General features: G+C 66.3%; 16 protein-coding genes and 1 riboswitch. Of the genes, 7 read left to right on the top strand and 9 right to left on the bottom strand.

Going from position 1 to position 26,341, the window contains the following annotated elements:
- The first annotated feature begins 12 nt into the window (after positions 1-12).
- Complete coding sequence (locus QFZ41_RS10405) at positions 13-1,041, top strand: LacI family DNA-binding transcriptional regulator (RefSeq protein WP_429198702.1); 1,029 nt, start codon at positions 13-15, stop codon at positions 1,039-1,041.
- Between the two features lie 12 nt (positions 1,042-1,053).
- Here the strand turns inward: QFZ41_RS10405 and QFZ41_RS10400 are convergent, their stop codons facing one another.
- Positions 1,054-1,905 carry an EamA/RhaT family transporter gene (locus QFZ41_RS10400; protein WP_429198701.1) on the bottom strand — a complete coding sequence of 284 codons (852 nt, stop codon included), beginning with the start codon at positions 1,903-1,905 and terminating at the stop codon, positions 1,054-1,056.
- A 187-nt stretch (positions 1,906-2,092) separates the two neighbouring features.
- On the opposite strand from QFZ41_RS10400, the gene QFZ41_RS10395 reads away from it, so the two are divergent.
- Positions 2,093-4,426 carry a membrane-bound PQQ-dependent dehydrogenase, glucose/quinate/shikimate family gene (locus QFZ41_RS10395; RefSeq protein ID WP_429198700.1) on the top strand — a complete coding sequence of 778 codons (2,334 nt, stop codon included), beginning with the start codon at positions 2,093-2,095 and terminating at the stop codon, positions 4,424-4,426.
- A 6-nt stretch (positions 4,427-4,432) separates the two neighbouring features.
- Here QFZ41_RS10395 and eda read toward each other — a convergent pair whose 3' ends face one another.
- The 4 genes from eda to zwf all read right to left on the bottom strand — a co-directional run bounded on the left by eda (position 4,433) and on the right by zwf (position 9,152).
- On the bottom strand, positions 4,433-5,083 hold the full coding sequence (eda, locus tag QFZ41_RS10390; RefSeq protein WP_429198699.1) for a bifunctional 4-hydroxy-2-oxoglutarate aldolase/2-dehydro-3-deoxy-phosphogluconate aldolase: 651 nt from the start codon (positions 5,081-5,083) through the stop codon (positions 4,433-4,435).
- 19 nt (positions 5,084-5,102) lie between these two features.
- On the bottom strand, positions 5,103-6,914 hold the full coding sequence (edd, locus tag QFZ41_RS10385) for a phosphogluconate dehydratase (RefSeq protein WP_429198698.1): 1,812 nt from the start codon (positions 6,912-6,914) through the stop codon (positions 5,103-5,105).
- A 67-nt stretch (positions 6,915-6,981) separates the two neighbouring features.
- The gene (pgl, locus tag QFZ41_RS10380; protein ID WP_429198697.1) at positions 6,982-7,683 is read right to left on the bottom strand and encodes a 6-phosphogluconolactonase; all 702 of its coding nucleotides are present in this window, start codon (positions 7,681-7,683) and stop codon (positions 6,982-6,984) included.
- Positions 7,680-9,152, bottom strand: a complete 1,473-nt coding sequence (zwf, locus tag QFZ41_RS10375; RefSeq protein WP_429198696.1) for a glucose-6-phosphate dehydrogenase — start codon at positions 9,150-9,152, stop codon at positions 7,680-7,682. The genes pgl and zwf overlap by 4 nt, the downstream gene beginning before the upstream one ends.
- A 237-nt stretch (positions 9,153-9,389) precedes the next feature.
- On the opposite strand from zwf, the gene QFZ41_RS10370 reads away from it, so the two are divergent.
- From QFZ41_RS10370 to nagA, 3 genes are all read left to right on the top strand, one after another.
- Positions 9,390-10,142 (top strand): GntR family transcriptional regulator, encoded by a 753-nt coding sequence (locus tag QFZ41_RS10370; protein WP_429198695.1) that lies wholly within the window; start codon positions 9,390-9,392, stop codon positions 10,140-10,142.
- A gap of 16 nt (positions 10,143-10,158) precedes the next feature.
- Positions 10,159-11,193 carry an SIS domain-containing protein gene (locus QFZ41_RS10365; RefSeq protein WP_429198694.1) on the top strand — a complete coding sequence of 345 codons (1,035 nt, stop codon included), beginning with the start codon at positions 10,159-10,161 and terminating at the stop codon, positions 11,191-11,193.
- A 66-nt stretch (positions 11,194-11,259) separates the two neighbouring features.
- The gene (nagA, locus tag QFZ41_RS10360; RefSeq protein WP_429198693.1) at positions 11,260-12,405 is read left to right on the top strand and encodes an N-acetylglucosamine-6-phosphate deacetylase; all 1,146 of its coding nucleotides are present in this window, start codon (positions 11,260-11,262) and stop codon (positions 12,403-12,405) included.
- Between the two features lie 115 nt (positions 12,406-12,520).
- Here nagA and QFZ41_RS10355 read toward each other — a convergent pair whose 3' ends face one another.
- Complete coding sequence (locus QFZ41_RS10355; RefSeq protein ID WP_429198692.1) at positions 12,521-15,535, bottom strand: TonB-dependent receptor; 3,015 nt, start codon at positions 15,533-15,535, stop codon at positions 12,521-12,523.
- A gap of 246 nt (positions 15,536-15,781) precedes the next feature.
- Positions 15,782-16,023: riboswitch (cobalamin riboswitch) on the top strand.
- Between the two features lie 143 nt (positions 16,024-16,166).
- Between QFZ41_RS10355 and QFZ41_RS10350 the strand changes: the two genes are divergently transcribed.
- Positions 16,167-18,053: a TonB-dependent receptor domain-containing protein gene (locus QFZ41_RS10350; RefSeq protein ID WP_429198691.1), complete on the top strand. Its 1,887-nt coding sequence runs from the start codon at positions 16,167-16,169 to the stop codon at positions 18,051-18,053.
- A 130-nt stretch (positions 18,054-18,183) separates the two neighbouring features.
- The gene (locus QFZ41_RS10345) at positions 18,184-21,333 is read left to right on the top strand and encodes an efflux RND transporter permease subunit (RefSeq protein WP_429198690.1); all 3,150 of its coding nucleotides are present in this window, start codon (positions 18,184-18,186) and stop codon (positions 21,331-21,333) included.
- 171 nt (positions 21,334-21,504) lie between these two features.
- Here QFZ41_RS10345 and QFZ41_RS10340 read toward each other — a convergent pair whose 3' ends face one another.
- From QFZ41_RS10340 to QFZ41_RS10330, 3 genes are all read right to left on the bottom strand, one after another.
- Positions 21,505-22,065, bottom strand: coding sequence for a DUF2239 family protein (locus tag QFZ41_RS10340; protein ID WP_429198689.1), 561 nt, complete (start codon positions 22,063-22,065; stop codon positions 21,505-21,507).
- A gap of 133 nt (positions 22,066-22,198) precedes the next feature.
- On the bottom strand, positions 22,199-22,975 hold the full coding sequence (locus tag QFZ41_RS10335; RefSeq protein WP_429198688.1) for a DODA-type extradiol aromatic ring-opening family dioxygenase: 777 nt from the start codon (positions 22,973-22,975) through the stop codon (positions 22,199-22,201).
- A gap of 325 nt (positions 22,976-23,300) precedes the next feature.
- Positions 23,301-26,186 carry a bifunctional diguanylate cyclase/phosphodiesterase gene (locus QFZ41_RS10330; RefSeq protein WP_429198687.1) on the bottom strand — a complete coding sequence of 962 codons (2,886 nt, stop codon included), beginning with the start codon at positions 26,184-26,186 and terminating at the stop codon, positions 23,301-23,303.
- Positions 26,187-26,341 lie beyond the last annotated feature (155 nt).

Below are 26,341 nucleotides of genomic sequence, written 5' to 3'. Positions count from 1 at the left end.
AGGGGTCGTAGATTGCGTAGCCCTACCATTAAGGACGTCGCCGAGCGCGCGGGCGTATCGCTCAAGACCGTCTCCCGCGTGATCAACCACGAGCCGTCCGTCCACGCGCGTACCCGTGAAAGGGTACAACGCGCGATCGAGGCGCTCGACTACCAGCCGGACCAGGCCGCGCGGAGCCTGCGCAGCTCACGCACGTACGCGTTGGGCCTGGTGTACGACAACCCCAATGCGCACTACGTCATCGCCATGCAGAACGGCGTGCTCTCGGTATGCCGCGAACGTGGCTTCGGCTTGCAGATCCATCCTTGCGATTCCTCCGCATCCCGCCTGGCAGAGCAGCTGGGCGACCTGGTACGGCGCAACCGGCTGGCGGGCCTCGTGCTCTGCCCGCCCATGTCCGAGCAGCCGGGCCTGCTGGCGACGCTGACCGAGCAGAAAGTGCCTTTCGTGCGGATCATCTCGGCACGGCAGGACCCGAAGGACGGCTGGCCCTGCGTCTTCGTCGACGACCGCGACGCGGCTTACGCCATCACCGAACACCTCATCCAGCTCGGCCACCACCGCATCGGTTTCCTCTGGGGTGGCAAGGAGCACCGCTCCAGCCCCGAGCGTTACCAGGGATACGAAGACGCGCTGCGCGAGTACGGCATCGCGGTGGACAAGAAGCTCGTGGTGGAGGGCGACTATTCGTTCGACGATGGCTTCCGCGGCGCGCGCAAGCTGCTCGCCTTGAAGGAGCCGCCCACGGCGATCTTCGGCTCCAACGACGAGATCGCCGCCGGCGTGCTCGCCGCCGCGCGTTCCGGTGGCGTGGACGTGCCCTGGGAATTGTCCATCGCCGGCTTCGAGGACAGCCCGTTCTCGAAACAGTCGTGGCCCGCGCTGACCACCGCGCGTCAGAACACGGAAGAAATCGGCCGCCACGCGGCGCAACGCCTCATCGCGGAACTCGAACGCGAGGATAACGACCCGATGATCGAGAACGAAGGGTTCAGCCCGGATCTCGTCGTGCGCGGCTCGACGGCGCCACGGCGGTTGTAACAGTTCCCGCGATCAGGCGATCGTCATCACGCCGATCGCGCCGATCGCCAGGGCCACGCCCAGCCAGTTGACCGCCGCGAGGCGTTCCTTGAAACCGAAGGCGCCCACGAGGGCGCCGAGCACCACGACGCCCACGTTCATCGACGCGAACACGAGCGACGGGTCTTTCGGCAAGGCTTGATGGCCACGCACGTAGAACAGGATGTTCGCGAAATTCGCGGCACCCAATAGCACGCCGAAACCCAGGCTGCGGGCCGTGACCGGCGCCTGCCGCCTGGCGGCGCGCACCAGCACCGCGATCCAGCACAGCACCATGGCGATGAGGAACGACGCGAGCAGGGCGCTCGCGAACGGGGCGCCCGCCTGTGCGATCAGCTTGAAGCAGATATCGATCGCGCCGAAACCCACGAATACGGACAGCGGCGCCAGCCAGCCACCGCGCTCCATGCTGCCGCGCTCCTTTCGCCAGAGCACGCAGAGCACCGCGGCGAGGGCGAGGGCGATGCCCAGCGACTTGATGCCGGTGAGCGTATCGCCGAGGAAGACGAACGCCGCGATAAGCGCAAGAAATAACGAAAGGCGCTGCGCCACGTCGGTGCGAACGATGCCGGCACTGCGGACCGACCGCGCCAGCATCAGGAAGATCGCCGGCAACAAGACGCCAAGCACCACCAGCGGCACATAGGTGGCTTTCGCATCGATGGCGGCTTGTGGCGTCGCGTGAAGCAGCCAGACGGAAAGCGCCGCGGCCACGACATAGTTCGTCGCCACCGCCTGCACGATGTCGATGTTCGCGCGGCGCGCGAGCTTGAGCAGGACCGAGACGGCGACGCTGAAAGCGACGGCGAGAAGGATGTAAGTCATGGAAGGGCGTGTCGCACGGCGGGGCTGCGAAGGATCGTACAGGTTCGGACACATGCGGGTCACGCTCGTGGAGACATCTACCCGGGACGATCACCGATGCTAGACAAGGCGTGCGTTGTGCTACGTGTTTCTCACGCGAGGCAGGGTCATGCGGCGCAGACGGTGGGCGGCTTGGGTGGTGTCCTTGGTGACCGGGATTCTCGGCCTCGTCTATATCGTCCTCGGTGCGTGGCTGGCGGCCAGCGGCGGCAGTGTTTATTACGCACCGGCCGGATGCCTGCTTCTGGCCAGTGCCGTCATGTTCCTGCGCCGTCCGTCGGCGGGCCTGCTTGTCTACTGCGTATTCCTGGTCGCGACCGCGCTCTGGACGTATTACGACGTCGGCCTGGACGGCTGGCAATGGATGCCGCGCCTGCTCGTGTTCGGTTTCCTCGGACTAGCCCTGGCATGGGTTGGTGCGGCCGGCGCCGTACGCCGTGGCGTGTGCGCGACGACGGCCATCCTGTCGCTGCTCGTGCTCGCGGCGATCCTGGGCCTGGGCATTCGCATCACCCACGAGCGCACCGTGCGATACCAGCCGGTCGCGGCGGCCTCGGCCACGACCGACAACGACAACGACTGGATCTACTACGGCCGCACGCCCGCCGGGCAACGCTTCTCGCCCGCCCGGCAGATCACGCCCGCGAACGCCGACGAACTTCAACCGGCGTGGACGTATCACACCAGCGACACGCTGCGCGAGGGAGAGGACAAGGCGGGGCGCGAGTTCAACTTCGAGACGACGCCGGTCAAACGCGGTAACCGCCTCTACCTCTGCACGCCGCATCGACAGGTCATCGCGCTGGATGCCACCACGGGCAAGGAGGTGTGGCGTTTCGATCCGAAGACGGACACCCGTGCGAACGAATACCTCGCCTGCCGTGGCGTGGCCCTGTACGAGACCGGCGACACCGGCGCCTGCCATGCACGCGTGTTGTCCACGACGGCCGACGCGCGTCTCTTCGCCCTGGATGCGGATACCGGCAAGTTGTGCGACTCGTTCGGCCAGGGCGGCTATGTCTCGCTGAAGGACAAGCTCGGCGAGGTGCCACCGGGTTTTCATTTCATCACCTCGCAACCGTTGGTGATTAAGGACCGGTTGCTCCTGAGTGGCTGGATCTACGACAACCAGAGCACGGGGGAACCTTCCGGCGTCGTGCGTGCCTATGATCCGCGCACGGGCGAACTGGCATGGGCGTGGGATCTGGGCAAATCGTCACCGACCGCGCCGCTCGCGCCCGGTGAAACGTATACCCGTGGCACGCCGAACGCGTGGGGGACCTATACCGCCGATCCCGCCCTTGGACTCGTGTACCTGCCACTCGGAAACGCCACGCCCGATTATTACGGTGGCAAGCGACGCCCCTTCGACGATGCCTATTCCAGCAGCCTCGTGGCGCTGGACATCGAGACGGGCCAGGAACGCTGGCATTTCCAGACCGTGCATCACGACGTCTGGGATTACGACCTGCCGATCGGGCCCACCCTGGTCGACCTGCCGGGCGCCCAGGGTCCGGTACCCGCGCTGGTGCAGACGACCAAGCTCGGCCAGTTGTTCGTGCTCGACCGCCGCACCGGCAAGCCGATCGCCGGGGTGGAGGAACGCCATGTCCCGACCGATCCGCACCTGGAAGACGAGCATCTGTCGCCGACGCAACCGTACTCGACGGGCTTCCCGTCACTCACGCCTCCGGACCTCAAGGAGAGCAACGCATGGGGCGCGACGCCCGTCGATCACCTGATGTGCCGGCTGGAGTTCAAGCGTTCGCGTTACCAGGGTCAGTACACGCCGCCCGCCCTGGGCAAGTCGATCGCCTATCCCGCGTTCGACGGCGTGGTCGACTGGTTCGGTGCATCCGTGGATCCCACCCGCCACCTGCTCATCGCCAACACCAGCTACATCCCCTTCGTCATGGAAACGCTCACGCACGACGATGCGCTGCGCCAGGGCCTGATGAAACCGTGGGCGGGATGGGGAAGCGGACAACCGTATCCGAAGCCGAAGGAATTCGCGGTGGGCCCGCAGTACGGGCTTCCCTTCGTCACCGTGGTCAATCCGTGGCTGTCGTTCCTGGACGCACCCTGCGCCGCGCCACCCTGGGGCAAGCTGGTCGCGATCGATCTTGTCAGCCGAAAGATCGCGTGGGAGGAACCGGTGGGCACGACGCGCGACATGAACGTGCTCGGCATCCATACGAACGCGCCGCTTCCGACCGGCATCTACACCATGGGCGGCAACATCGTCACCGCCGGTGGCGTGATCTTCATGGGCGCGACCGCCGACGACTACCTTCGCGCCTTCGACGTCACGTCGGGCAAGGAACTCTGGAAGGGCCGGCTGGACGCGGGCGGACAGGCGACGCCGATCACGTACATCGGCGAGGACGGCCGCCAGTACGTCGTCATCGCCGCGGGTGGACACGGTGGCCTGAGAACGCGCAGCGGCGACTCGGTACAGGCCTTCGCGCTACCCAGGCGGTGACTGGCGTCAGGCCTTGTGGGAAAGCGTCGCCGCTTCGCGCGCGAGGGCTTCGATGCCAGCCCAATCCGACGAGGCCAGTTTGTCGGCCGGCGTGAGCCACGAACCGCCAACGCATACAACGTTGGGCAGGGACAGGAACTCCGTGGCATTGGCGAGGCTGATGCCGCCCGTCGGGCAAAACCGGATCTGCGGCAGCGGGCTGGCCCAGGCGCCGATCAGCTTCGCGCCGCCGACCGGTACCGCCGGGAAAAACTTCTGGAAACGATACCCGCGCTCGAGCAGTTCCATCGCCTCGCTGGAGGTCGCCGCGCCCGGCAGCAGCGGTAGTTCCGAATCGTCCGCGGCATCGAGCAGGCGCGGCGCGCTGCCCGGAGATACCGCGAATTTCGCGCCCGCCTTGTAGGCGTTCTCCAGGTCGCGCGCCGTAAGCACCGTGCCGACACCGACGAAGGCGCCTTCCACTTCGGCGGCGATGGCGCGCACCGCGTCCAGCGCGGCCGGCGTGCGCAGTGTCACCTCGATCGCGGGAACACCGCCCGCGACCAGCGCACGGGCCATGCCCACGGCCTTCGAGGCGTCGTCGATGATCACCACGGGAACCACCGGCGCGAGGCGCAACGTGGCTTCGACGAGTTTCTGCTTCGCTTCGTTGCTCATCAGGTACTGCTCCGGTAAATCAAAATACGCCCGCGCCGAGGTCGGCGGTGACGGCCGACTGGCGGAACATGGCGAAGAGTTCGCGGCCCATGCCGGTGTGATGCATGGCGAGGTCGGCCTGCTCGGGCACGCGGTTGTTCCATTCGTCGGCATCGACCAGCACCTGGAGTGAACCGGTGAGGGCGTCGACGCGGACGAGGTCGCCCGTGCGGATGCGTGCGATGGGTCCGCCCGCCTCGGCTTCCGGCGTGACGTGGATCGCCGCCGGCACGCGGCCGGACGCGCCGGACATACGGCCATCGGTGACCAGGGCCACGCGGTAACCGCGGTCCTGCAACAGGCTCAGCGTTGGGGTGAGCTTGTGCAGCTCGGGCATGCCTCGCGCACGCGGTCCCTGGAATCGCACCACCGCGACGAAGTCGCGATTGAGGTCGCCACGGTCGAAGGCCGCCTTCACGTCGTCCTGCTCGTCGAACACGATCGCCGGCGCCTCGACGACCATGCGGTCGTCCGGCACCGAGGACACCTTGATCACGCCACGGCCGATGTTGCCGTCGAGCATGCGCAGGCCACCATCGTGGCGGAACGGTTCGGTGATGGAACGAAGCACGCCACGGTTGCCGCTTTCCTTCGACACCGGCTTCCACACGAGCGCGCCATCCTCGAGCATGGGCGTGGTGCGGTAGTGGTGCAGGCCGCGGCCCATGATCGTGTTCACGTCGTCGTGCAGCAGGCCCGCGTCGAGCAACTGGTCGATCAGGAAGCCCATGCCACCGGCTTCGTGGAAGTGGTTCACGTCCGCGTAGCCGTTGGGATACACGCGAGCCAGCAAGGGCACCACGGCCGAGAGCGCGTCGAAATCGTCCCAGCGCAACTCCACGCCGGCCGCGCGCGCGATGGCGACGAGATGCAGCAGGTGGTTGGTGGAACCTCCCGTGGCGTGCAGCCCGACCACGCCATTGACGATGGCACGTTCGTCGACGATGCGGCCCAACGGCAGGTACTGGTCACCCAGCGTGTCGATGGCCAGCACGCGTTCCACGGTGGCCTGGGTGAGCGCATCGCGCAACGGCGTGTCCGGTGCCTCGAAGCTCGATCCGGGCAGGTGCAGGCCCATGATCTCCATCAGCATCTGGTTCGAGTTGGCGGTGCCGTAGAACGTGCACGTGCCTGAGCCATGGTACGAGCGCGCTTCGGCTTCGAGCAGTTCGGCGCGCGTGGCCTTGCCGGCGGCGAACGCCTGGCGCACCTTCGACTTCTCCTCGTTCGGGATGCCCGAGGGCATCGGACCCGAGGGCACGAACGCCCCGGCGAGATGGCCGAAGCTCAACGCACCGATCAGCATGCCCGGCACGATCTTGTCGCAGATGCCCAGGTACAAGGCGCCTTCGTACATGTCATGCGAAAGCGAGACCGCCGTGGCCATGGCGATGAGGTCGCGCGAGAACAGCGACAGCTCCATGCCGGGACGGCCCTGGGTCACGCCGTCGCACATCGCCGGAACGCCACCCGCTACCTGCGCGGTGGCGCCGAGCGAACGGGCGGTCTGGCGGATGAGTTCGGGGTAGCGCTCGTACGGCTGGTGCGCCGAGAGCATGTCGTTGTACGAGGTGACGATCGCGATGTTCGCCGCGTGGCCGTTGCGCAACGCGTCCTTGTCGGTCTCCGCGCAGGCGGCGAAGCCGTGTGCGAGGTTGCCGCACGACAGGTGGTGGCGTTTCGCGCCCTTGCCCCGCGCGGCGTCGATCTTGGCCAGGTAGGCTGCGCGCGAGGTACGGCTGCGCTCGACGATCCGCCGGGTCACCTCGGCGAGGGTGGGATGGATACTCATGGCGTTTCCTGAGGCTTGGTCCCGGCGCCGCGCGTGTCGTGCGCGACGCCGGGACCTGGCGGGTTGCTTACGGTGCCCAGTAGACGTCGACCGGCACGCGGTCCTGCTTCAGCACGGCGGCGATCGGGAAATCCTCGCCGGCCAGGGCCTTGCCGAGCAGCGCTTTCTTGTCGTCGCCTTCGATGTGCAGGTACAGCGCGCGCGTATCGAGTACACGCGGCAGGCTGAGCGTGATGCGCGGCTCGCCCGCGCCTTCCGCCCGCATCGAGACCACGGACCGCTTGCCGTCGAGATCCAGCGCCTCGGCGAGATGGTCGCCGCCCGGGAAGAACGATGCGGTGTGGCCGTCCGGACCCATGCCGAGCAACACGACGTCGAAAGGCGAACCCAAGTCGTCGACGCGCTTGCCGACATCGGCGAGCGCGGCGTCCACGTCGTCCTTGTGCGCGCGGTCGAACAGCGGCAGGAAGGTGGCGACGTGCGCCTCGTGAGTGAGCAACGTGCTGGAGACCATGCGCGCGTTCGAGCGATCGTTGTCGGTGTCCACCCAGCGCTCGTCGACCAGCGTGACGGTGACCCTGGACCAGTCGATCTCCTGCTCGGCGAGCACGGCGAACATCACCTTCGGCGTACCACCGCCTGAGACGGCGATCGTGGCCTTGCCACGTGCCTTGATCGCTGCATCGAGCTTCGAGGCCACGTCTCGGGCCAGCTTGTCGCCGAGCGTGAGGCGGTCGGCGAATTCGTGTCGGTTCACTTTTGCGTTCATGCGGCGTCCTCGGCCCAGGTGCGGCCATCGCGTTCGATGAGCGCCACGGCGGCGCTCGGACCCCAGGTGCCGGCCGTGTACGGCTTCGGCGTGTCGCCGCCGGCCTCCCACGCGTCGAGGATGGGACCGGCCCAGTTCCATGCCGCCTCGACTTCGTCGCGGCGCATGAACAGGGTCGGGTTGCCACGCACGACATCGAGGATGAGCCGTTCGTACGCGTCGGGCTGCTGCACGCCGAAGGCCGCCGCGAAGCTCATGTCGAGCGGCACGTGGCGCAGGCGCAGGCCACCCGGACCCGGATGCTTGATAGTCAGCCACAGCTTTACGCCTTCGTCCGGCTGCAAGCGCAGCGTGAGGCGGTTGGGCAGCAACGGGCCACTGGTGGGATCGAAGATGGAATGCGGCAACGCGCGGAACGTCACCACGATCTCCGATACACGGTTGGGAAGGCGCTTGCCGGTGCGCAGGTAGAACGGCACACCGGCCCAGCGCCAGTTACCGATCTCCGCCTTGAGGGCGACGAAGGTTTCGGTCTTCGACTGGTCGCTGCCGAGTTCGTCGAGATAGCCCGGGACGCCTTGGCCTTCGGCCGCACCGGCGCGGTACTGGCCGCGCACGGTGAGCTGCGCCGCGTTGCTGGCGTCGATCGGACGCAGCGACCGCAGCACCTTCAGTTTCTCGTCGCGCACGGCGTCCGGCGCCAGCGACGACGGCGGCTCCATGGCGAGCATGCACAGGAGCTGCAGGATGTGGTTCTGGACCATGTCACGCAGTGCGCCGGCCCGGTCGTAGTAGCCGGCGCGATGGCCGACGCCGACCGTCTCGGCCACGGTGATCTGCACGTGGTCGATGTGCTGGGCGTTCCACAGCGGCTCGAACAGGGCGTTGCCGAAGCGCAACGCCAACAGGTTCTGCACCGTTTCCTTACCGAGGTAATGGTCGATGCGATAAGTCTGCGATTCGCCGAAGACGCGAGCCACGGCGTCGTTGATCGCGTTGGCGCTGTCGAGGTCGCGGCCGATCGGCTTTTCCAGCACCACGCGCGAACGTTCGCCGTTGAGCCCGAGCGAGCCGAGGCGCTGGCAGATGTCGGTGAAGATGTCCGGCGAGGTGGACAGGTAGAACACACGGATATGGCTGGGCTCGGCGGCCATCAGCGCGGCGAATTCGTCCCAGCCGTCGGCCTTGCGCGCGTCGAGCGAGCGGTAGCCGATCATCTGGATGAAGGCGTCGAGCTGCGCGGGCACGATGTGCGACACGCCCTTCTCGACCGCGGCGCGGACCTGCTCGCGGTACGCGGCGTCGTCCAGGCCTTCACGGGCTACGCCGATGATCCGGCTCTTCGCCTGAATCTGCCCGTCCGCGAAGCGGTGGTACATGGCGGGCAACAACTTGCGGACGGCGAGATCGCCTGTGCCGCCAAAAATGACCAGATCGAACGGTTCGATCGGCAGGAGGGGAGCGCTCACGACAGAGGCCTCTTGAGAGATCGTTGGAATGCCTCCGGATCGTACCAGTGACATACCAGGACGTACCAGCCCCGTACCACTCGCCGCGACCTTTCGTCACCCTTCACAACGCGATAACAGCTAGGAAACGTTTCCTGGGGCCATTTGGATCGTGCAAACGACTGTTTGAATCGTTGGCTGGTATGCCTCGGGTTGCACGGTCTTGCCCCAGTGGTCGTGGATTGGTATCTTCGGTGGATGGAAAGTGCCCTCGTCGCCGAATACCAGCGCCTGCAACACGACCCGGCCGCCCGGCAGCCGCTGGCGTACATGCGCCTGCGCCGGGCGATCCGTAACGTGATCGAGAAAGGCGAGGTCCAGGTCGGCCACGCGCTCCCCAGCGAACGCGATCTCGCCAGGGCCCTCACCCTGTCGCGGGTCACGGTGCGCAAGGCGATCGGTGGCCTGGTGGAAGACGGCCTCCTCACCCAGCGCCATGGCGCGGGCACCTTCGTTTCCGAGCGCATCGTGAAGCCGCTGTCGCGAATGACCAGCTTCACGGAAGACCTGCGTGCCCGCGGCCTAAACCCCCGCTCCGAGTTTTTCGAGCGCGGCATCGGCGAAGTCACGCCCGAAGAGGCCATGGCGATGAACCTGTCGCCGGGCACGCTCGTGGTGCGCCTGCATCGCCTGCGTTATGCGGGCGACGAGCCCCTGGCGATCGAGCGCAGCGCGGTGCCGCTGGATCTCCTTCCCGATCCGAACCTCGTGGAGGATTCCCTCTACGAAGCGCTCGACACATTAGGCAACCGTCCGCTACGCGCGCTGCAACGCTTGCGCGCCGTCGTGCTCGGTCCCGCGCAAACCCGCCTGCTCCGGCTGGGCGCCGGCAGCGCCGGCCTCAACATCGAGCGGCGCAGCTTCCTCGAGGATGGCCGCATCGTCGAATTCACCTGTTCCTGGTACCGCGGCGATATCTACGATTTCGTCGCGGAACTGCAAAGCGACTGAAGAGCCCAACCACGCCATGACGATCCAGCCGCAAGACACCCTGATGTTCCGCGAAGCGCACGAGACCGCCGAGGTCGTCGAGCGGCAACTGGCCCATAACGAAGCGGTGATCGGTGCGCTCGCCGAGCGCCTGCGTGCGAACCCGCCACGCATGGTGATCACCTGCGCGCGCGGCAGTTCCGACCACGCGGCGATGTACGCCAAGTACGTGTTCGAGACCCAGCTCGGCGTCGTCACCGCGTCGGCCTCGCCGTCGGTCACATCCATCTACCACGCCACGCAACACCTCGACGGCGCGCTGTATGTCGCCGTGTCGCAGTCGGGGAAGAGCCCGGACCTTGTCCGTAACGCCGAGGCGGCGAAGAAGGCCGGCGCTTATGTGGTGGCGCTGGTGAACGTCGTCGATTCGCCGCTCGCCGCCGTCGCGGACGCGGTCGTTCCCCTGCACGCGGGCCCGGAGAAGAGCGTCGCCGCGACCAAGAGCTATCTCGGGGCGTTGTTCGCGATCCTTCACATCGCCGCGCGATGGAGCGGCAACGCCGCCATCGGCGACGCGCTCACCGCGCTGCCCGCGCAGCTGCGCGAAGGCTGGGACGCCGACTGGTCGGCACTCACGGATGGCCTCGTCGATGCGCACAACCTCTTCGTGGTCGGACGTGGCTTCGGCTTCGCCGGCGCCCTCGAAGCGGCGCTGAAGTTCAAGGAAACCTGCGGGCTGCATGCCGAAGCATTCAGCTCGGCCGAAGTGAAGCACGGCCCGATGGCGCTCGTGGGCCCGGACTTCCCGGTGCTGTTCTTCGCACAGAATGACGACACGCTGCCCGGCGTGCTCGACGTCGCCGCCGAATTTCGCAAGCGCGACGCCAAGGTCTGGATCGCCGCGCCGGGTGCGACGGGCGAGGGCGTGCTGCCGCTGGTGGCGTCCGCGCCGATCAGCGCGCCGCTGCTGGCCGTTCAGAGCTTCTATCGCGCCACCGCGGCGCTTTCCCTGAAGCGTGGTTTCAATCCCGATGTCCCGCCGCACCTGAACAAGGTGACGGAGACGGTCTGACGTCGAAACCGGCCGTCGGACCGGGCACCGCCTTCCATAAAAAGTTTCAGATAAAGGAACACCCGCATGACCATCGCCCTCGTCAACGGACGCGTACTCACCGATAACGGATTCCAGGGCGGCTTCGCCGTGCTGGTCGACGGCGGTACCATCACGGGATTGGCGTTGCCATCGGATCCGCGCGTACGTGCCGCGGAGCGTCACGACCTCGGCGGCCGCACGCTGCTGCCCGGCTTCATCGATTGCCAGGTCAACGGCGGCGGCGGTGCGCTGTTCAACGATGCTCCCACGGTGGAGACCATCCGCACGATCGGCGAAGCGCACGCGAAGTTCGGCACCACCGGTTTCCTGCCGACACTCATCAGCGACGACGCCAAGGTGATGGCGAAGGCCATCGACGCCGTGAACGCCGCCGTGGAGCAGGGCGTTCCCGGCGTGCTCGGCATCCACCTCGAAGGCCCGTTCATCGCACCCGAGCGCAAGGGCGTGCACGACGCGGCCAAGTTCCGCATCGCCGGCGCCGACGACATCGCGATGGTCGCGCGCCGCCATGGCGGCGTCACCCTGCTTACCCTCGCACCGGAACGCGCGTCGGACGACGTGCTCGAACAGCTCGTGTCCCACGGCGTGATCGTCGCCGCCGGCCACACCGCCGCCGACTACGAAACCACGCGCGGCGCCCTCGCCAAGGGCGTGCGCGGCTTCACCCACCTGTTCAATGCGATGACACCGTTCACCAGCCGCGAACCCGGCGTGGTCGGCGCCGCGCTGGAAGACCCGGCCAGCTGGTGCGGCCTGATCGTCGACGGCCACCACGTGCATCCGGCGTCGCTGCGCGTCGCCATCGCCGCGAAAGCGCGCGAGAAGATGATGCTGGTGACCGATGCGATGCCGCCGGTGGGTTCGGACAATCCGAACTTCGTGCTCAAGGGCGAAACCATCACCGTGCGCGACGGCGTCTGCCAGACGGCCGACGGCACGCTCGCCGGTTCCGCGCTCGACATGGCGACGGCGGTGCGCAACACGATCGGCATGGTCGGCGTCGCCTACGACGAAGCCGCCCGCATGGCCTCCACGTATCCCGCCGACTTCCTCGGCCTCGGCGCCAGCCACGGCCACATCGCCGCCGGCTACCGCGCCGACTTCGTCGTGATGGACGAGAGCTACCACGTCGCGGAAACCTGGATCGGCGGCACCAAGGTCTTCGGCTGACAGCCACGCTTAAGGCACGATCACAAAAAAGGCCGGCGCTCCGCGCCGGCCAGTTCCAGGGAGATCTCGTCGCGCGCCCGGATACGTCGTCCGGGCGCGCTGCTGTTCCCGCTACTTAGAGCGAGAAGTCGTAACGGACACCAAGGCGCAGGTAGCGCGGGTTCTGGAATGCGATCGGACGACGATAGTCGTCGCTGACCACGGGAACGCCGTTCGCCACCGTACCCGTCTCGCCAACATCGATCTGTCCGACCGGTCGCTGACTGCCGACGACGTTGAACACCGTGGCGGTGAATGCCAACGGCTGCTTCTCACCGGCCCAAAGCGGGCGGTATTCGGCGTTCAAGTCGAGGTTCCAGGTGTAGGGCAGGCGGCCCTTCGAACCGCGCGGAGACGGCTGGAAACCGCACTCAAAGTACGACGCGCCGTACTGGATCGCATCCACCGGATCCAGGCCGATGCAGTTCTTCGGGCGGCCGGTGGCAACCGCGAGGTTGCCGCCAAGCAGCCATTCTTGCGACGCCTGCCAATACCCGTATGCCTTCAACTGATGCGTACGATCATTCGGAAGCGGGCCATTCGAGTACTGCATGATCTCGGGGGCGTCCCAGTCCTGGGTCACGGACGGATCGAGCTGACCGATATCGGACTTGAGCTGGCCTTCCGAGTTGCCGTAGCTACGCGAGAAGGTGTAATCGACGCGGCCGTACCAATCGTCCGCAAAGTGGTGCTCAAGGTAGAGATCGAGCGAGTAGTAGCTTCGCTTCAGGTCTGGGAATGCAACGCCTTCGGGCGACGTGAAGTCATCCTTGCGAAGATTGAACGGAACGTAGTTGCCACCGCCGACGTCGACCAGGAACTCGTTCGACTTGCCGGGGTTGAACAGATAGCAGCCCGGCAGCGATGCGTTGCTGATGTCGATGTTGTTACGCGCGGCATACGCTTCAAAGGGGCGCGAGTCGCAGAAGTCGTCGATCGAACTCTTGAGCTTGCGATACGTCGCCTTGGCGCCGAAGCTCCAGTTATCGTTGATCGCCTTGTCGAAGCCCAGGATGTACTCATCCTGGTAGTACGCGTCGATACCCTTGGCGGCAACGGTCTTCGGATCGGGTGTAGTCCCATCCTCGCCGTTGAGGTAAGCGCGGCTACCCAATTGGGTGAGACCCGTCGGCTCGCCATTCGGGCCAACGGAACCGTAGGTGTAGTACTCGCTATAGTAGGTGGACGCGGAAGCGCCGCGAATAGCCACGTTCGACGGAATGGCCAGATGATAGCGTCCGGCATTCGCGTAGATCTTGAACGTTGAGTCGCCAAACACGTCCCACGTCGCGCCGAGGCGTGGTGCGAGCTGGTGGCGTTGCTTGACATAGGTGGTGCCATCGCCATTCAAGTTCTTGAACTGCTCGTTTCGAAGACCGACGTAGATCCTCCAGCGATCGGTGACCTGCCAGTTGTCTTCGATGAACTGCGCTTCCTGTTCGGTCTTTACACTGGCGCCCGTTTCGAAGAGACGCTTTTCGGCAACATAGACAGTACCCGGCGGCGGAACGATGTCTGGACGGCCGGTGACCGTGCCTGCGTTGCGATAAACCCAGCGATAACCGCCCTCATAGATCTGACCAGACGTCGACTCGAGAGTCTGGTTGTCCAGACCCGCGCGCAGATCGTGATCGCCCGCATGGTATTCGACGTCGAGACGCCAGCCGTGGGTCTTGTCCTTCGCGCCTGCGTTCAGCACCGTGCCATTCACCAGGCCGCAGCCGGTGATGGGGTTGGCGATGCCACGCCGGTTGTCTGTGATCCACGGACAATTAGCCGACCCGGAATAGCCAATATCGCGCTCATGATTGGTCGTGGTGTGGCCGTACAAGGCGTTGACTGTCAGGTCATCGGTGATATAGCCGGTGTACTTGCCAATGTATACGTCACCGCCAGGGGCCGACCCCGCGCCTGCGTCGAAATTCTTGAGATTGTCCGTACCCAGGTAATTGCCTCGGCTCCGGGTGGCGTAATCGTAGGCATAGACGCTACGCTCGGTGTTGGTTTTGTCGCCGAGGCCAGTCAACTCAAGCAGGTGGTTGTCGGTGATATTCCAATCGATCTTGCCCAACCACTTGGTCGCCTTCTGCGACTGGTTCGTGCGCTGCGGAGCAAGGATGCTGCTCGTCGTGGTCGTATTCGTACGAGTGAAGTCACCCGCACCGAAGAAGAACAGCTTGTCCTTGATCAACGGACCACTGATATAGGCGGTGTACTGCGTATCGCTGCGTTCGTTGCCGCCACGGTTCTGGAACAGCTGACCGTTCGTGCGATAGATATTGCGCGGCGACTGCCGTGCGCCGTTCGGCTGGATATACATGCCGACGCCGCCCTTCCATGTGTTACCGCCACGCTTGGATACGATGTTGATAACGCCGCCCGTGGAACGGCCGTATTCCGCGCCATAGCCACCGGTGAAGATCTGTTGCTGGTCGATCGCATCGTAGGGCAGGCTCGTGAAGCCGAGGCCGGTAAGCGCGTTCGTGACCGAGTAACCGTTGATGTAGTACTGGTTTTCCGAGGCCGACGAACCACCGAACGAGGCCACGTTACCGTAGCGGCTGTCTCCGGAGATGACGCCCGGCGCGAGCAGCGCGGCGGCGGTGACGTCACGTGCGAGCGGTAGTTTCTGCAGCTGTTCCGAAGTGAGCACGGTACGCGAGTCGACCTGGGACACGTCGATCGCGGGCAGCACGTTGCCGGTGACCTGCACTCCTTCGAGGTTCTGCGCCTCGGTGGTGGTAGTCGAAGCGCCTGCGAAGGACACGTCGACACCGCCACCCAGATTCACCTGGACATTGTCGCGGGTCTCGACGGGCTGGCCGCCGCGCTCCACGGTGACCTTGTAGCGGCCGACCGGCAGCGAACTTGCGCGGTAGCGGCCATCGGCGTCGACGCCGACGTCGCGTGTAAGGCCGGTATCCAGGTTCTGCAGGTGGATGACGGCACCTTCCGGCTGCGCGACGCGGCCGAAGACGACACCGGAAGCATTGGACTGGGCGAGCACGGCGCCGCTGGCGAAGCAGAGGGCGAGCGCGGTGCAAAGGGTCGATCGGCGCAGGGCGCCGGTACGCTTGGTGGAACGCTGCATGTTTTGTCTCCCCGATAAACAGCAAGTAAGCCGGCCACAAGAGGCGGCCGAACTCGTTTTCGACGCCGTCCCATGGGCCCCGGTGCCCATCCCCCCCGGGATGCGGCTCTGGCTGCTCATGCTCCCCGTGCGCAACTTCTTGCGCCCAACGGCTATCAGTTGCGGTTGTAATCGAATTATTTTGCGCTCGTCAAGTGCGCGTTAAGGATTTCGTTAAGCCGCCGTGACAGTTCGGCCCCCTCCCGGTACCATCGGCGGGTTCGGGTGTCCCGACCGGCCAAGGCCGGGGAGGATGAAACGGGAAGCCGGTGCGCCACTTCGTGGCAAGGCCGGCACTGCCCCCGCAACGGTAAGCGTCCATCCGAGTGGGTCGTCAGACCTTTCTCATGGAACCGGCCTCACGCCACTGCGCAAGCGGGAAGGCACCGGTTCCCGCCACTTCGGTGGCTGGCGCGAGTCCGGAGACCGGCCCGATGAACGTCCCGCCCCTGTGGCGGGCGTCCCTGTTTCGGTCGATTCGCGGAGGGCGGATCCGGGCAGCCACCGGGTTTCCGCCCGTTCGCCGTTCGTCGCACGTCCTCCTCGAGCGTCCTTCGCACATTGCCGCCCGGCGGCTGAGGAAGACGGTTCCATGAAGAAGACCCTGCTCGCGGCGGCCCTGTTGTTGTCCATCGCCGCGGCCCACGCCGCCGACGAAGGCGCGCCCGATCGCCTCGATCCTGTCGTGGTCACGGCCAATCGCGTCGCGACGCCCCTGGACGAGGTGCTCGCTCCGGTCACCGTGATCACCCGCGAGGACATCGAGCGCCTGCAGCCGGTGAGCGTGCAGGACCTCCTCACCGGCCTGCCAGGCGTGACGATCGCCAATGCGGGTGGCATCGGCCAGCAAACCTCCTTGTTCATGCGCGGCACGAACTCCTCGCACACGCTGGTGCTTCTGGACGGCGTGCGCGTGGGCACCGTGGGCGCAGGCCTGCCTGCCTACGAGCAACTTCCCGTGGAGCAGATCGACCACATCGAGATCGTCCGTGGCCCGCGCTCGGCCCTGTACGGCTCGGACGCGATCGGCGGCGTCATCCAGATCTTCACCCGCAACGGCCAGGCCGGCGAAGCGCCCACGCCGACGCTTTCGTTGACCGGTGGTAGCCATGGCTATTCGGCGGGCCAGGCCGGGCTATCGGGCGGGACCCGCAACGGCTGGTACAACGCCAGCCTCGGCGAGCAGTACACGGCGGGAATCAACGCCTGTCGCATCGGCGCCGCGGCCGCGTTCGCCGGCTGTTTCACCGACGAACCGGACCACGATGCCTCCCGCACTTACAACGGTGCGCTGTTCGGCGGCTATCGCTGGGACGACGGCACGGAATTGACCGGCAGCTGGCTGCGCAGCAAGGGCGACATAGAGTACGACGGTGACTTCCAGAACCTCACCCGGCGTTCGCAACAGGTGGCCGGCACGAAGCTGGCCTTCGACGTGCTGGCGAACTGGCGCATGGCGCTCAGCCTGGGCCAGAACCAGGACCGCGCCGACAATTACCTCAACGGGGCGGACAAGACGCTCGATTTCGTGCACTACGGCCTGGACAAGGCGCGCGTCGGTTACCTCTACTCGAAGCGTAACCAGGCGTCGTGGCAGAACGACTTCACCCTCGCGAAGGGCCAGACGCTGAGCGCGGGCGTCGACTTCCAGCAGGAAAAGCTGAAGAGCGATACGGACTATCTGAAGGACTCGCGCAACAACACGGGCGTATTCGCGCTCTACCAGGGTCTGTTCGGCCCGCATGAGATCCAGCTGTCGGCGCGCCACGACCACAACACCCAGTTCGGCAACCACACGACCGGCTCGGCGGCTTACGGCTTCCGCTTCGACAACGGCATGAAGATCACCGCGTCGTACGGCACGGCCTTCCATGCGCCCACGTTCAACGACGAGTTCTACCCTTACGGCGCACCGGTGAACCTGAACCCGGAGACCTCGCGCACGGCGGAGATCGGCCTCTCTGCGCGGCCTGGTATCTGGAACTGGGCGGTGAACGCCTACCAGACCACGGTCGACGACCTGATCGGTTTCGACGCCAACTTCCTGCCGGTGAACGTGAGCAAGGCGCGCATCCGGGGCCTGGAGGGACAGGTCGGCGCCGATGTCGATGGTTGGCACGTGCGGGCCTACGGCACGCTCCAGCAGCCGGAGAACCGCGACTCGGGAGTGCAGGAGGGCAATCTCCTGGCGCGCCGTCCGGAGCGCACCGCGCGGGTCGACCTCGACAAGGACCTGGGCCGCTTCACCGTCGGTGGCTCGGTCTACGCGGCCGGTTACAGCTACGACGACGCGGCCAACACCCGCCGGCTCGGCGGTTACACCACGGCCGACCTCCGCGCGACGTGGCACGTGGACACGGACTGGAGCGTGCAGGGGCGCGTCGCCAACGTCGCGGACAAGCGCTACGAGACCGCCGCGTTCTACAACCAGCTGGGGCGCACGGTTTACCTGACCGTCCGTTTCGCCCCCGGCCACTGACGCGCCGCCGCATGAACGGGGGACCCCTGCCTTCCGGCAGGGCCCCCACTAAAGGCACACGCGACGAAGCAAGCGGAACGTCATAAAGTTCGCGGGCGCGGGGAGCCTTCCCGCGATCACAGGAAGTGTCGTGAACTTTTTTGCACCATTCATTCGCCGGCCGATCGGTACCTCGTTGCTCGCGGCGGGCCTGACCCTCGCCGGCGCGATCGCATACATGCTGCTGGGCGTCGCCGCGTTGCCTTCGATCGAGGTACCGGCGGTCTTTATCCAGGCGCAGATGCCCGGCGCCAACGCACAGACCATGGCGTCGACCGTCATCGCGCCGCTGGAGCGCCACCTGGGACAGATCCCGGGCGTCGACCAGATGTACTCCAACAGCACGGAGAACTCCGGCTTCGTCCGCGTCCGCTTCAACATGGACCGCTCGACGGACGCGGCCGCCCGCGACGTGCAGGCCGCGATCAACGCGGCGGCGGCCGACCTTCCCGCCGGGATGCCCTCGCCGCCGCAGTACTTCAAGTTCGATACCGGACAGATCCCGGTGCTGCTGGTCGCGATGACCTCCAAGACCATGCCGCCCGACAAGCTCTACGACGTGGTGGACACGCTGATCCGCCCCGCCGTGGCGCAGATCGACGGCGTTTCACGGGTGCAGGTGTTCGGTGGCACGCCCCATGCGGTGCGTATCGAGCTGGACACGAACGCCCTCGCGGCGAAGCGGCTGACCGCGAACGACGTCTCGAACGCCTTGCAGGCCGCCAACGTGAACTCGCCGCAAGGCGTGCTCTCCGATGGAGAGACGCAGATGACGGTGATCGCGAACGACGGCCTGCGCGACCCGAAGGACTTCGCCAACATCCTGATCGCCATGCGCGACGGGGTGCCGGTACGGCTCTCGGACATCGCCAATGTCCACAGCGGCCAGCAGGACCAGTACCAGGCCGCCTGGTTCCAGGGCGAGCGCTCGGTCACCATGCAGATCAGCAAGCGCCCGGAGGCGAACTCCATCGCCACCGCGGAAGCCATCCGTGCGGCGTTGCCGCGGTTCCAGGCGTTGCTGCCGGCGGATGCGAAGGTCACGCCGATCTTCGACCTGACCCAGACCACGCAGTCCGCGCTGCACGAGGTCAAGGTCGCGCTGATGATCAGTATCGTCATGGTCATCATGGTGATGCTGGTGTTCCTGCGCCGCCTGGGACCGACGATGATCGCCACGCTCAGCGTGCCGCTATCGCTGGCCGGCGCTTTCGTGGTGATGTGGACGCTCGGCTATACGCTGAACACGATGTCGCTGATGGCGCTGGTGCTGTGCATCGGCTTCGTCGTCGATGATGCCATCGTGGTTATCGAGAACATCGTCCGGCACATGGAAAACGGTGCGAAACCCATGGCCGCGGCAATGGAAGGCGTTCGCGAGATCGGTTTCACGGTGATATCCATCACGCTGTCGCTGGTAGCGGTGTTCGCGCCGCTGCTGTTCGGCAACAACATGATCACCAAACTGCTGCGCGAGTTCTCGGTGACGCTCGCGGCGGCCGTGCTGATCTCGGCGGTGGTGTCGCTGACGCTGACCCCGGCCCTGTGCGCGCACTACCTCAAGCACGACGCGCCCGATCGCAAGGCGAGCCGTTGGGAGCTGGCACTGGAGCGCTTCGACCGGGGCTTCCTCGGGGTCTACCAGCGCGCGCTCGACTGGGCGATGCGTCATCGCCGCCTGATGCGCTGGCAGCCGTTGATCCTGCTCGCCGCGACGGTGGTCCTGGCCATCGCCGTGGTGAAGACGGCCGGCGGCAACTTCATGCCCGACGAGGACACCGGCATGCTGCAGGCGCAGATCAGCGCCGACGCCAACATCTCGCCCGATGAGATGACGCGCCGCCTGAAGCGGGTCAGCGAGTTGATGCAGAACGACAGCACGGTGGCGGACGTCACCACGATCCTCGGTGGCGACAACGGCGGCGCCGTGGGCAACCAGGGCCTGATGTTCGTCGACCTCAAGCCCAAGGGCAGCGGCCCGGGCCAGCGCAAGGAATCCATCAAGGAGATCATGGACAGGCTGGGCAAGGAGTACGAGAAGTTCTCCGATGTCCAGGTCTTCATGAACCCCGTGCAGTTCCTCGGCGGTGGCGGCGGTAACAGCAATCGCGGCCAGTATTCGTTCCAGCTGATCAGCACCAGCGGCGAGGACCTGCAGCCCTCGGTGCTGAAGCTCGTGCGCCAGATGCGCAACATGAAGGAGTTCCGCGACGTCGGCAGCGACTTCGACATCGTCGGCAAGCAGCAGATGGTGAAGGTCGACCGTGATGCGGCCTCGCGCCTCCAGGTGGGCATGGGCATGATCGACTCGGCCCTGTTCAACGCCTTCGGCCAGCGCCAGGTCTCGATCATCTATTCGGACATCAACCAGTACTGGGTGGTGTTGACGGCCGCGGCCGCCCAGACCCTGAGCCCGGACGCCTTGCTCAACACCTACGTGAAGAACAACGTGGGCACGATGATCCCCCTTTCTGCCGTGGCCAGGATCGCGCCGGTCGCGGTGCCCAGCGCCGTAACCCACCAGAACCAGCTCGAATCGGCGGACATCACCTACAACCTCGCGCCGAAAATCACGGCGGACAAGGGCAATACCCTGGTCGAACAGGCGGTGCACGCGATCAACCTGCCCGAAGGCGTGCGAATGGATTTCACCGGCGCGAACCAGCGCCTGCGTGACGCGCAGTCGAACGGCATGGTGCTGCTGATCGGCGCGATCCTCGCGGTCTACATCGTGCTCGGCATCCTGTACGAGAGCCTGGGCCATCCGCTGACCATCATCTCGACCTTGCCGGCCGCGGGCGCTGGCGCCTTCCTCGCCATGCTGGTCACGCAGACCCAGCTCACCCTCATGGCGATCATCTCGGTGTTGCTGTTGATCGGCATCGTGAAGAAGAACGCGATCCTCATGGTCGACTTCGCCCTGGTCGCACAGCGGGAGCACGGGATGTCACCCGTGGAAGCCATCCGCCAAGCGGCGCTGGTGCGTTTCCGCCCGATCACGATGACCACCCTGGTGGCGATGGGCGCGGCCTTGCCGCTGGCGATCGGCTTCGGCGTGGGTTCCGAGATGCGCCGGCCGCTGGGTATCGCCATCGTTGGCGGCTTGCTCGTCTCGCAGCTGCTCACCTTGCTCAGCACACCCGCGATCTACCTGTGGAACCACGATCGCAAGGAACGCAAATACCGTCGCAAGCTAAAGCGCCGGTACAAGCGCTGGTTGAAGATCCGCAAGGCTAGATAAAACTGCTGGAGCCCAGCTACGGGATGGGAGCCCAAGCTACGGCAACAGGGTGGGAGCTCCGATAACATGGTGAGAGCTCCGACAACATGGTGGGAGCCGACCTTGTCGGCGATCCCGCGGCAGCGGGCCAGGTTGCGGCAAGCACCCATCGCCGCTGAAGCGGCTCCCACCCTAAGCTTCGCTGCCCGCGCGTGCCGCGAGCACACGCACATAGTCGCGCACGTCTTCGGGCCACTCCTGGGTAAGAGCTTCGAACCGCTCGGTCTCGTGACGATGGAAAGCACGCGAGGCTTCTTCGTACCCGGGCAGGTTGCCCGCAAGCGCCGACATCACGCGGTCCACCGCTTCGCGCGCCTGCCGCGCGCGATCGGCTGGCGCACCGTCGCGGCTGGCCACTTCGACGAGACGGCGCAGGGCCACGGATGCACCGCCAGGCTGGCCCGCCAGCCATTCCCAGTGACGCGGAAGGAGGGTCACCTCACGCGCCACGACGCCCAGCTTCGGCCGGCCCGGACCGCGCTTCGCGACGGAGTCGGGCCCCGGCAGCCGCGCGAGCACATCGTGGACGGTGCCACGGTAGTCGATATCGACGGGCCGGCCGGTGCTGTCGTCGTAAACCAGTGGCGTGGCACCGGGATCGTTGTCGAGTGCGATCTTGCAACGTTCGGCCACGGCGGCGAGCGAGCCCGCCGCGAGGCGCCGATGTTCGAGGAAGGCGGTGTAGGTAGCCATGGATGCGGTCGTCGATACGAAGTCGTGCATATATTACCCGGGTCAAATATGAGGTCAATACCTCCGGGTAAAAACTTCCCACGGCCTGGTTGGCGGTTCCTCGACGATCCAGACGCAAACCTGGAGAACGTTCCTACGCGACGCCCCACGCGTAGGAATCCATCGCGAGCACGCCGTAGGTAATGCCACCATCGATCGCCATCGGCATATCGCCCCGCGCCGCGCCCACCGCCACCAGCAAGGGCAGGTAATGCTCTTCGGTAGGATGGGCGCGGATGGCGCTCGGAGCGAGGCGGCGATAGTCGACCAGCGCATCGACCTGCCCCGACAGCACGGCCTCGCGGCTCCACGCCGCGAACTCCTTCGCGTAGGCCGCCGATTCGCCCGAACGGCGAACCTCGTGCAGATTATGGGTGAGACTGCCGGACCCCACCACGGCGACGCCCCGATCCCGCAACGGCGCCAGTGCCTTGCCGAGGCGCAGGGCGCCGGCGGCGTCGAGGTTGTGTGGCATCGAGACCTGGATCACCGGCGTGTCAGCGTCGGGCCGCAAGTAACGCAGGGGCACCCAGGCCCCATGGTCGTAGCCGCGCTCGGCATCGACCATCGCGGCGAAACCGTTATCGATAAGCAGCGAGACCGTTTCGGCGGCGAGCGCGGGCGATCCCTGCGACGGGTAGGTGAGGCTGTAGAGCGGTGGCGGGAAACCGCCGAAGTCATGGATCGTCTCCGGCCATGGCGCTCCGGTCACGCGGATGCCGCAGGTCTGCCAATGCGGCGAAACCACGACGATGGCGCTGGCACTGGCCAGCCGCTCACCTAGTTCGGTCAACCGTGATCCCAGCAAGCCGGGTTCGAGGGCGAAGGTGGGTGCACCGTGGGAGACGAAGATGGCGGGGGCGCGGAACATGGGGATCACCGGGGGACGTGGCGCGATGCCACCTCCCTCCAATGTAGGCGCCACGCGTCATTGGATAAATCGCCGTGCGGCGAACGCAATGACTCCCGGCGTGAACGACGCCCGCGGCGTACGAACCCGCAAGGTACAAGTAGCTTGGTGGAACTGCCTTGGTGGGAGCCGACCCTGTCGGCGATGGAGTGCTTGCCTCAGTCTGGCCCGCTGCCGCGGGATCGCCGACAGGGTCGGCTCCCACCAGGTGGCTTCTAGTTGGGCCCCATCAACTAGGTGGGCCCCATCAAGTAGTTGGCTCCTACCGAGCTGCCTCTCGCTGACCTCAAGCGGGTTCCAGTGCTTCCAGGGCCACCGGGCGGGAGAAGAAGTAGCCCTGCATCGCCTCGCAGCCTTCGGCCAGCAACCAGCGGCGCTGGCAGTCGGTCTCCACGCCTTCGGCCACGACCTCCAGGTTGAGGCTGCGTGCGAGGAAGACGATGGATCGGCAGATGGATGCGTCCACGTCGTCCTGCAGCAAGCTCGCCGTGAAGTGCCGGTCGATCTTGATCCTGTCCAGCGGCAGGCGCGACAGGTAGGTCAGGTTGGAATAGCCCGTGCCGAAATCGTCGAGCGCGATGCTGACTCCCATCGCGCGCAGTTCGTGCAACGTGCGTATCGCACGCTCGGGCTCGGTCATGAACGCGCTCTCGGTCAGTTCCAGTTCCAGCAGCGAAGCACTCGCCCCCGTCTCGGCCAGCGCCTGCCGCACCTCGGCGACGAGATCGGTATGCACCAGTTGCATCGCCGAGATGTTCACCGCGATCCGGCAAGCGGAACCGAGCGTCGCGGCCACGCGCCGCTGCTGGCGGCAGGCCTCGCGCAACACCCACTGGCCGATCTGCACGATGGCGCCGGTCTCCTCCAGCAGGGGCACCAGTACCTCGTTGCCACCGAGGCCGCCCGGCGCCGACGGCCAGCGCAGCAACGCCTCGATGCCGGTGATCTTCCCGGATGCACCGTCGTGCTGGGTTTGCCAGGCCAGCGCCAGCTCGTTCTCCAGGTTCGTGCCCGAGAGCCGCGTGAGCACGTTGAGGCGGGCCATCGCGGTGGCATGCATCTCGGACGAATAACATCGCCAGGTATGCCGCCCGGAACGTTTCGCATCGTACATGGCGGTGTCGGCGTTACGGATGAGCGTATCCGCGTCGGACCCGTCACGCGTGGCGAACGCCACGCCGATGCTGCACTTCAGGCGCTGCATCGTCCCGGCGACTTCGAGCGGTTCCTCGATCGCGCGCTGGATGCGCGGCAGGACATCCAGCGCCTTCGCCGGCGAGCAGGTGAACGGCAGCATGGCGACGAATTCATCGCCGCCGAAACGGCCCACTTCGCCGGCGCCGCTCATCGCGTCGCCGAGCTTCAACGTCACGTCGCGCAGCACCTGGTCGCCGAGCGCATGACCGAGGGCGTCGTTGATCACCTTGAAATGATCGAGGTCGACGAACAGCACCATCAGCCCCGACCCTTCCGCCACGCACTTCGCCACCAGGTGGTCGAGGCGTTCGCGCAGGGCACGCCGGTTCGGCAGCCCCGTCAGTTCGTCGTGGGTAGCCTGGTGGTTCAGCCGTTCCTCGTAACTGCGCTGCTCGGTGAGGTCGCGCACGATCACCAGCGTGCCGCGCTCGCGCGGGTCGCGGTCTCCGGACAATGCCAGCTCGGCCTCGAACGGAATGCCGTGCTCCGGGTTCAACCATGCCGTGATGCTGCCGCCCTCCATCGTGCCGTCACGGATCGCTTCCAACGCGTCTTCGTCCATGAAGTCCGCGGCGTCACGGCCGATCAGCGTGGACTCCGCGCTGCCGAGGCGCTCCTCGGCGAGCAGGTTCGCATAGGCGATACGGCCGCCACGCACGATCACCAGCGGCAATGGCATGCGCGCCAGCAACTGGCGATACGCACCCTCGCTCGCGGCGAGTTCGCGCTCGGACATCACCTTGTCGGTGAAGTCCAGGCCGATGACCTGCCGGGCGCGGCGGCCCATGAACTCGATATCCGCACCGTGGCAGCGCATGTGCATCAGGCGGCCGTCCCGCGCCCGGTGCACCCAGGTTTGCGGGCTGCTGTTGTCGAAGGCGGTACCATCGGCAACGGCCTTCCGTAGCCTGGTTATTTCACTGGCCGGACGCAGCGCTTCGATCGTCAGCGCCAGCATTTCCTCTTGCGTATACCCGTAGATGCGCGCCGCCGCCTGGTTGACCGCGAGGATGCGCAGGGTCTCCGGCTCGAAGACCCACGTGGGAAGGGGGCTCTGCTCGAAAAGCATGCCGAAGCGCGCCTCGGTGTCCCGAAGCGTCCGCTGCGCATCGCCCAGGTCGCGGGCGCTGCGAGAGAGTTCCAGCAGGAGCCGGCTCTGGCGCCGGTAGGCCCGGTCGAACAGGGCGGCGAAAAGATTGAGCAGGAGAACCAGGGCGAGCGTGGCCAGCATCGATGGCCGGGCCTGACGCAGCCACTCCGAACGTATGCCCGCCAGGTCGAGGCTCACGAGCACCACGAATGGATAATGGGCCGACGACACCCATGCATGGACACGGCCGTCCCTGGTGTATTCGCCCGAGGCGCCGGGCGGTTGGACGGGTAGCACCCACGGTGTGGCGATATCCTCGCGGTTGCTGGCGAAGAGCCTGCCATCCGACGAGAACACGCTCATCGCCGCGGTGGCGCCGAGCATGGAATGACGCATGCCATCGCGCACGCGCGCCGCGTCCACCAGCGTGCCGAAGGCGGCCGGCAACGGCACCCGTGAGTCCACGAGCACGCGCACCGCCGGCGGCACGTCACCCACGCCATCGGCCACCGCGACCCGCACGCTGGCCCCCAGCGCGAACCGCCGCGGCGCCGCGAGGCTGTCACGCCAGTTCATCAGCGGCACGTCGGTGCACGCCACGACGCTGCCTTCCGCATCGAGGGCGACGAAGGCCGGCAATTCCGGATGGCGTGCCTGTACTTCCGCCAGGCGAGCGTGCAGCGGTCCGGAGTCCGCGCTGTCGACGGCGTTGCGCAAGGCGAGGAGGGGCCCGAGGCTGGCGTCGATGTACTGGTCCAGCAAGCGCATCGTGCCCGTGCTCGAGCCCGCGATCTGGCGGCGCGCATTGCCCAGCATGACCTGGTAGCCATCGACCTGGAGCAGGGAGACGATGGCGACGACGCCCACCGACAACACCAGGGCCACGGCCCAAGTCGCCATCCGGACATGACGGGCGCGCCTCGTCGTCGCCGCCTTTGCCGTCGCGCCCTGCACCGTCCGCCGCCCCTTGCCATCGTGATACCCGAATTAACGGCAGGAACGGGGGCGCCTTGAACGTTGCACGCCTACACAAAGGTGAA

This window comes from Luteibacter sp. W1I16 (assembly GCF_050434905.1).
Lineage (GTDB): Bacteria > Pseudomonadota > Gammaproteobacteria > Xanthomonadales > Rhodanobacteraceae > Luteibacter.
The sequence above is the reverse complement of the archived record's forward strand: the minus strand, read 5'-3'. Positions and strand labels throughout refer to the sequence as shown.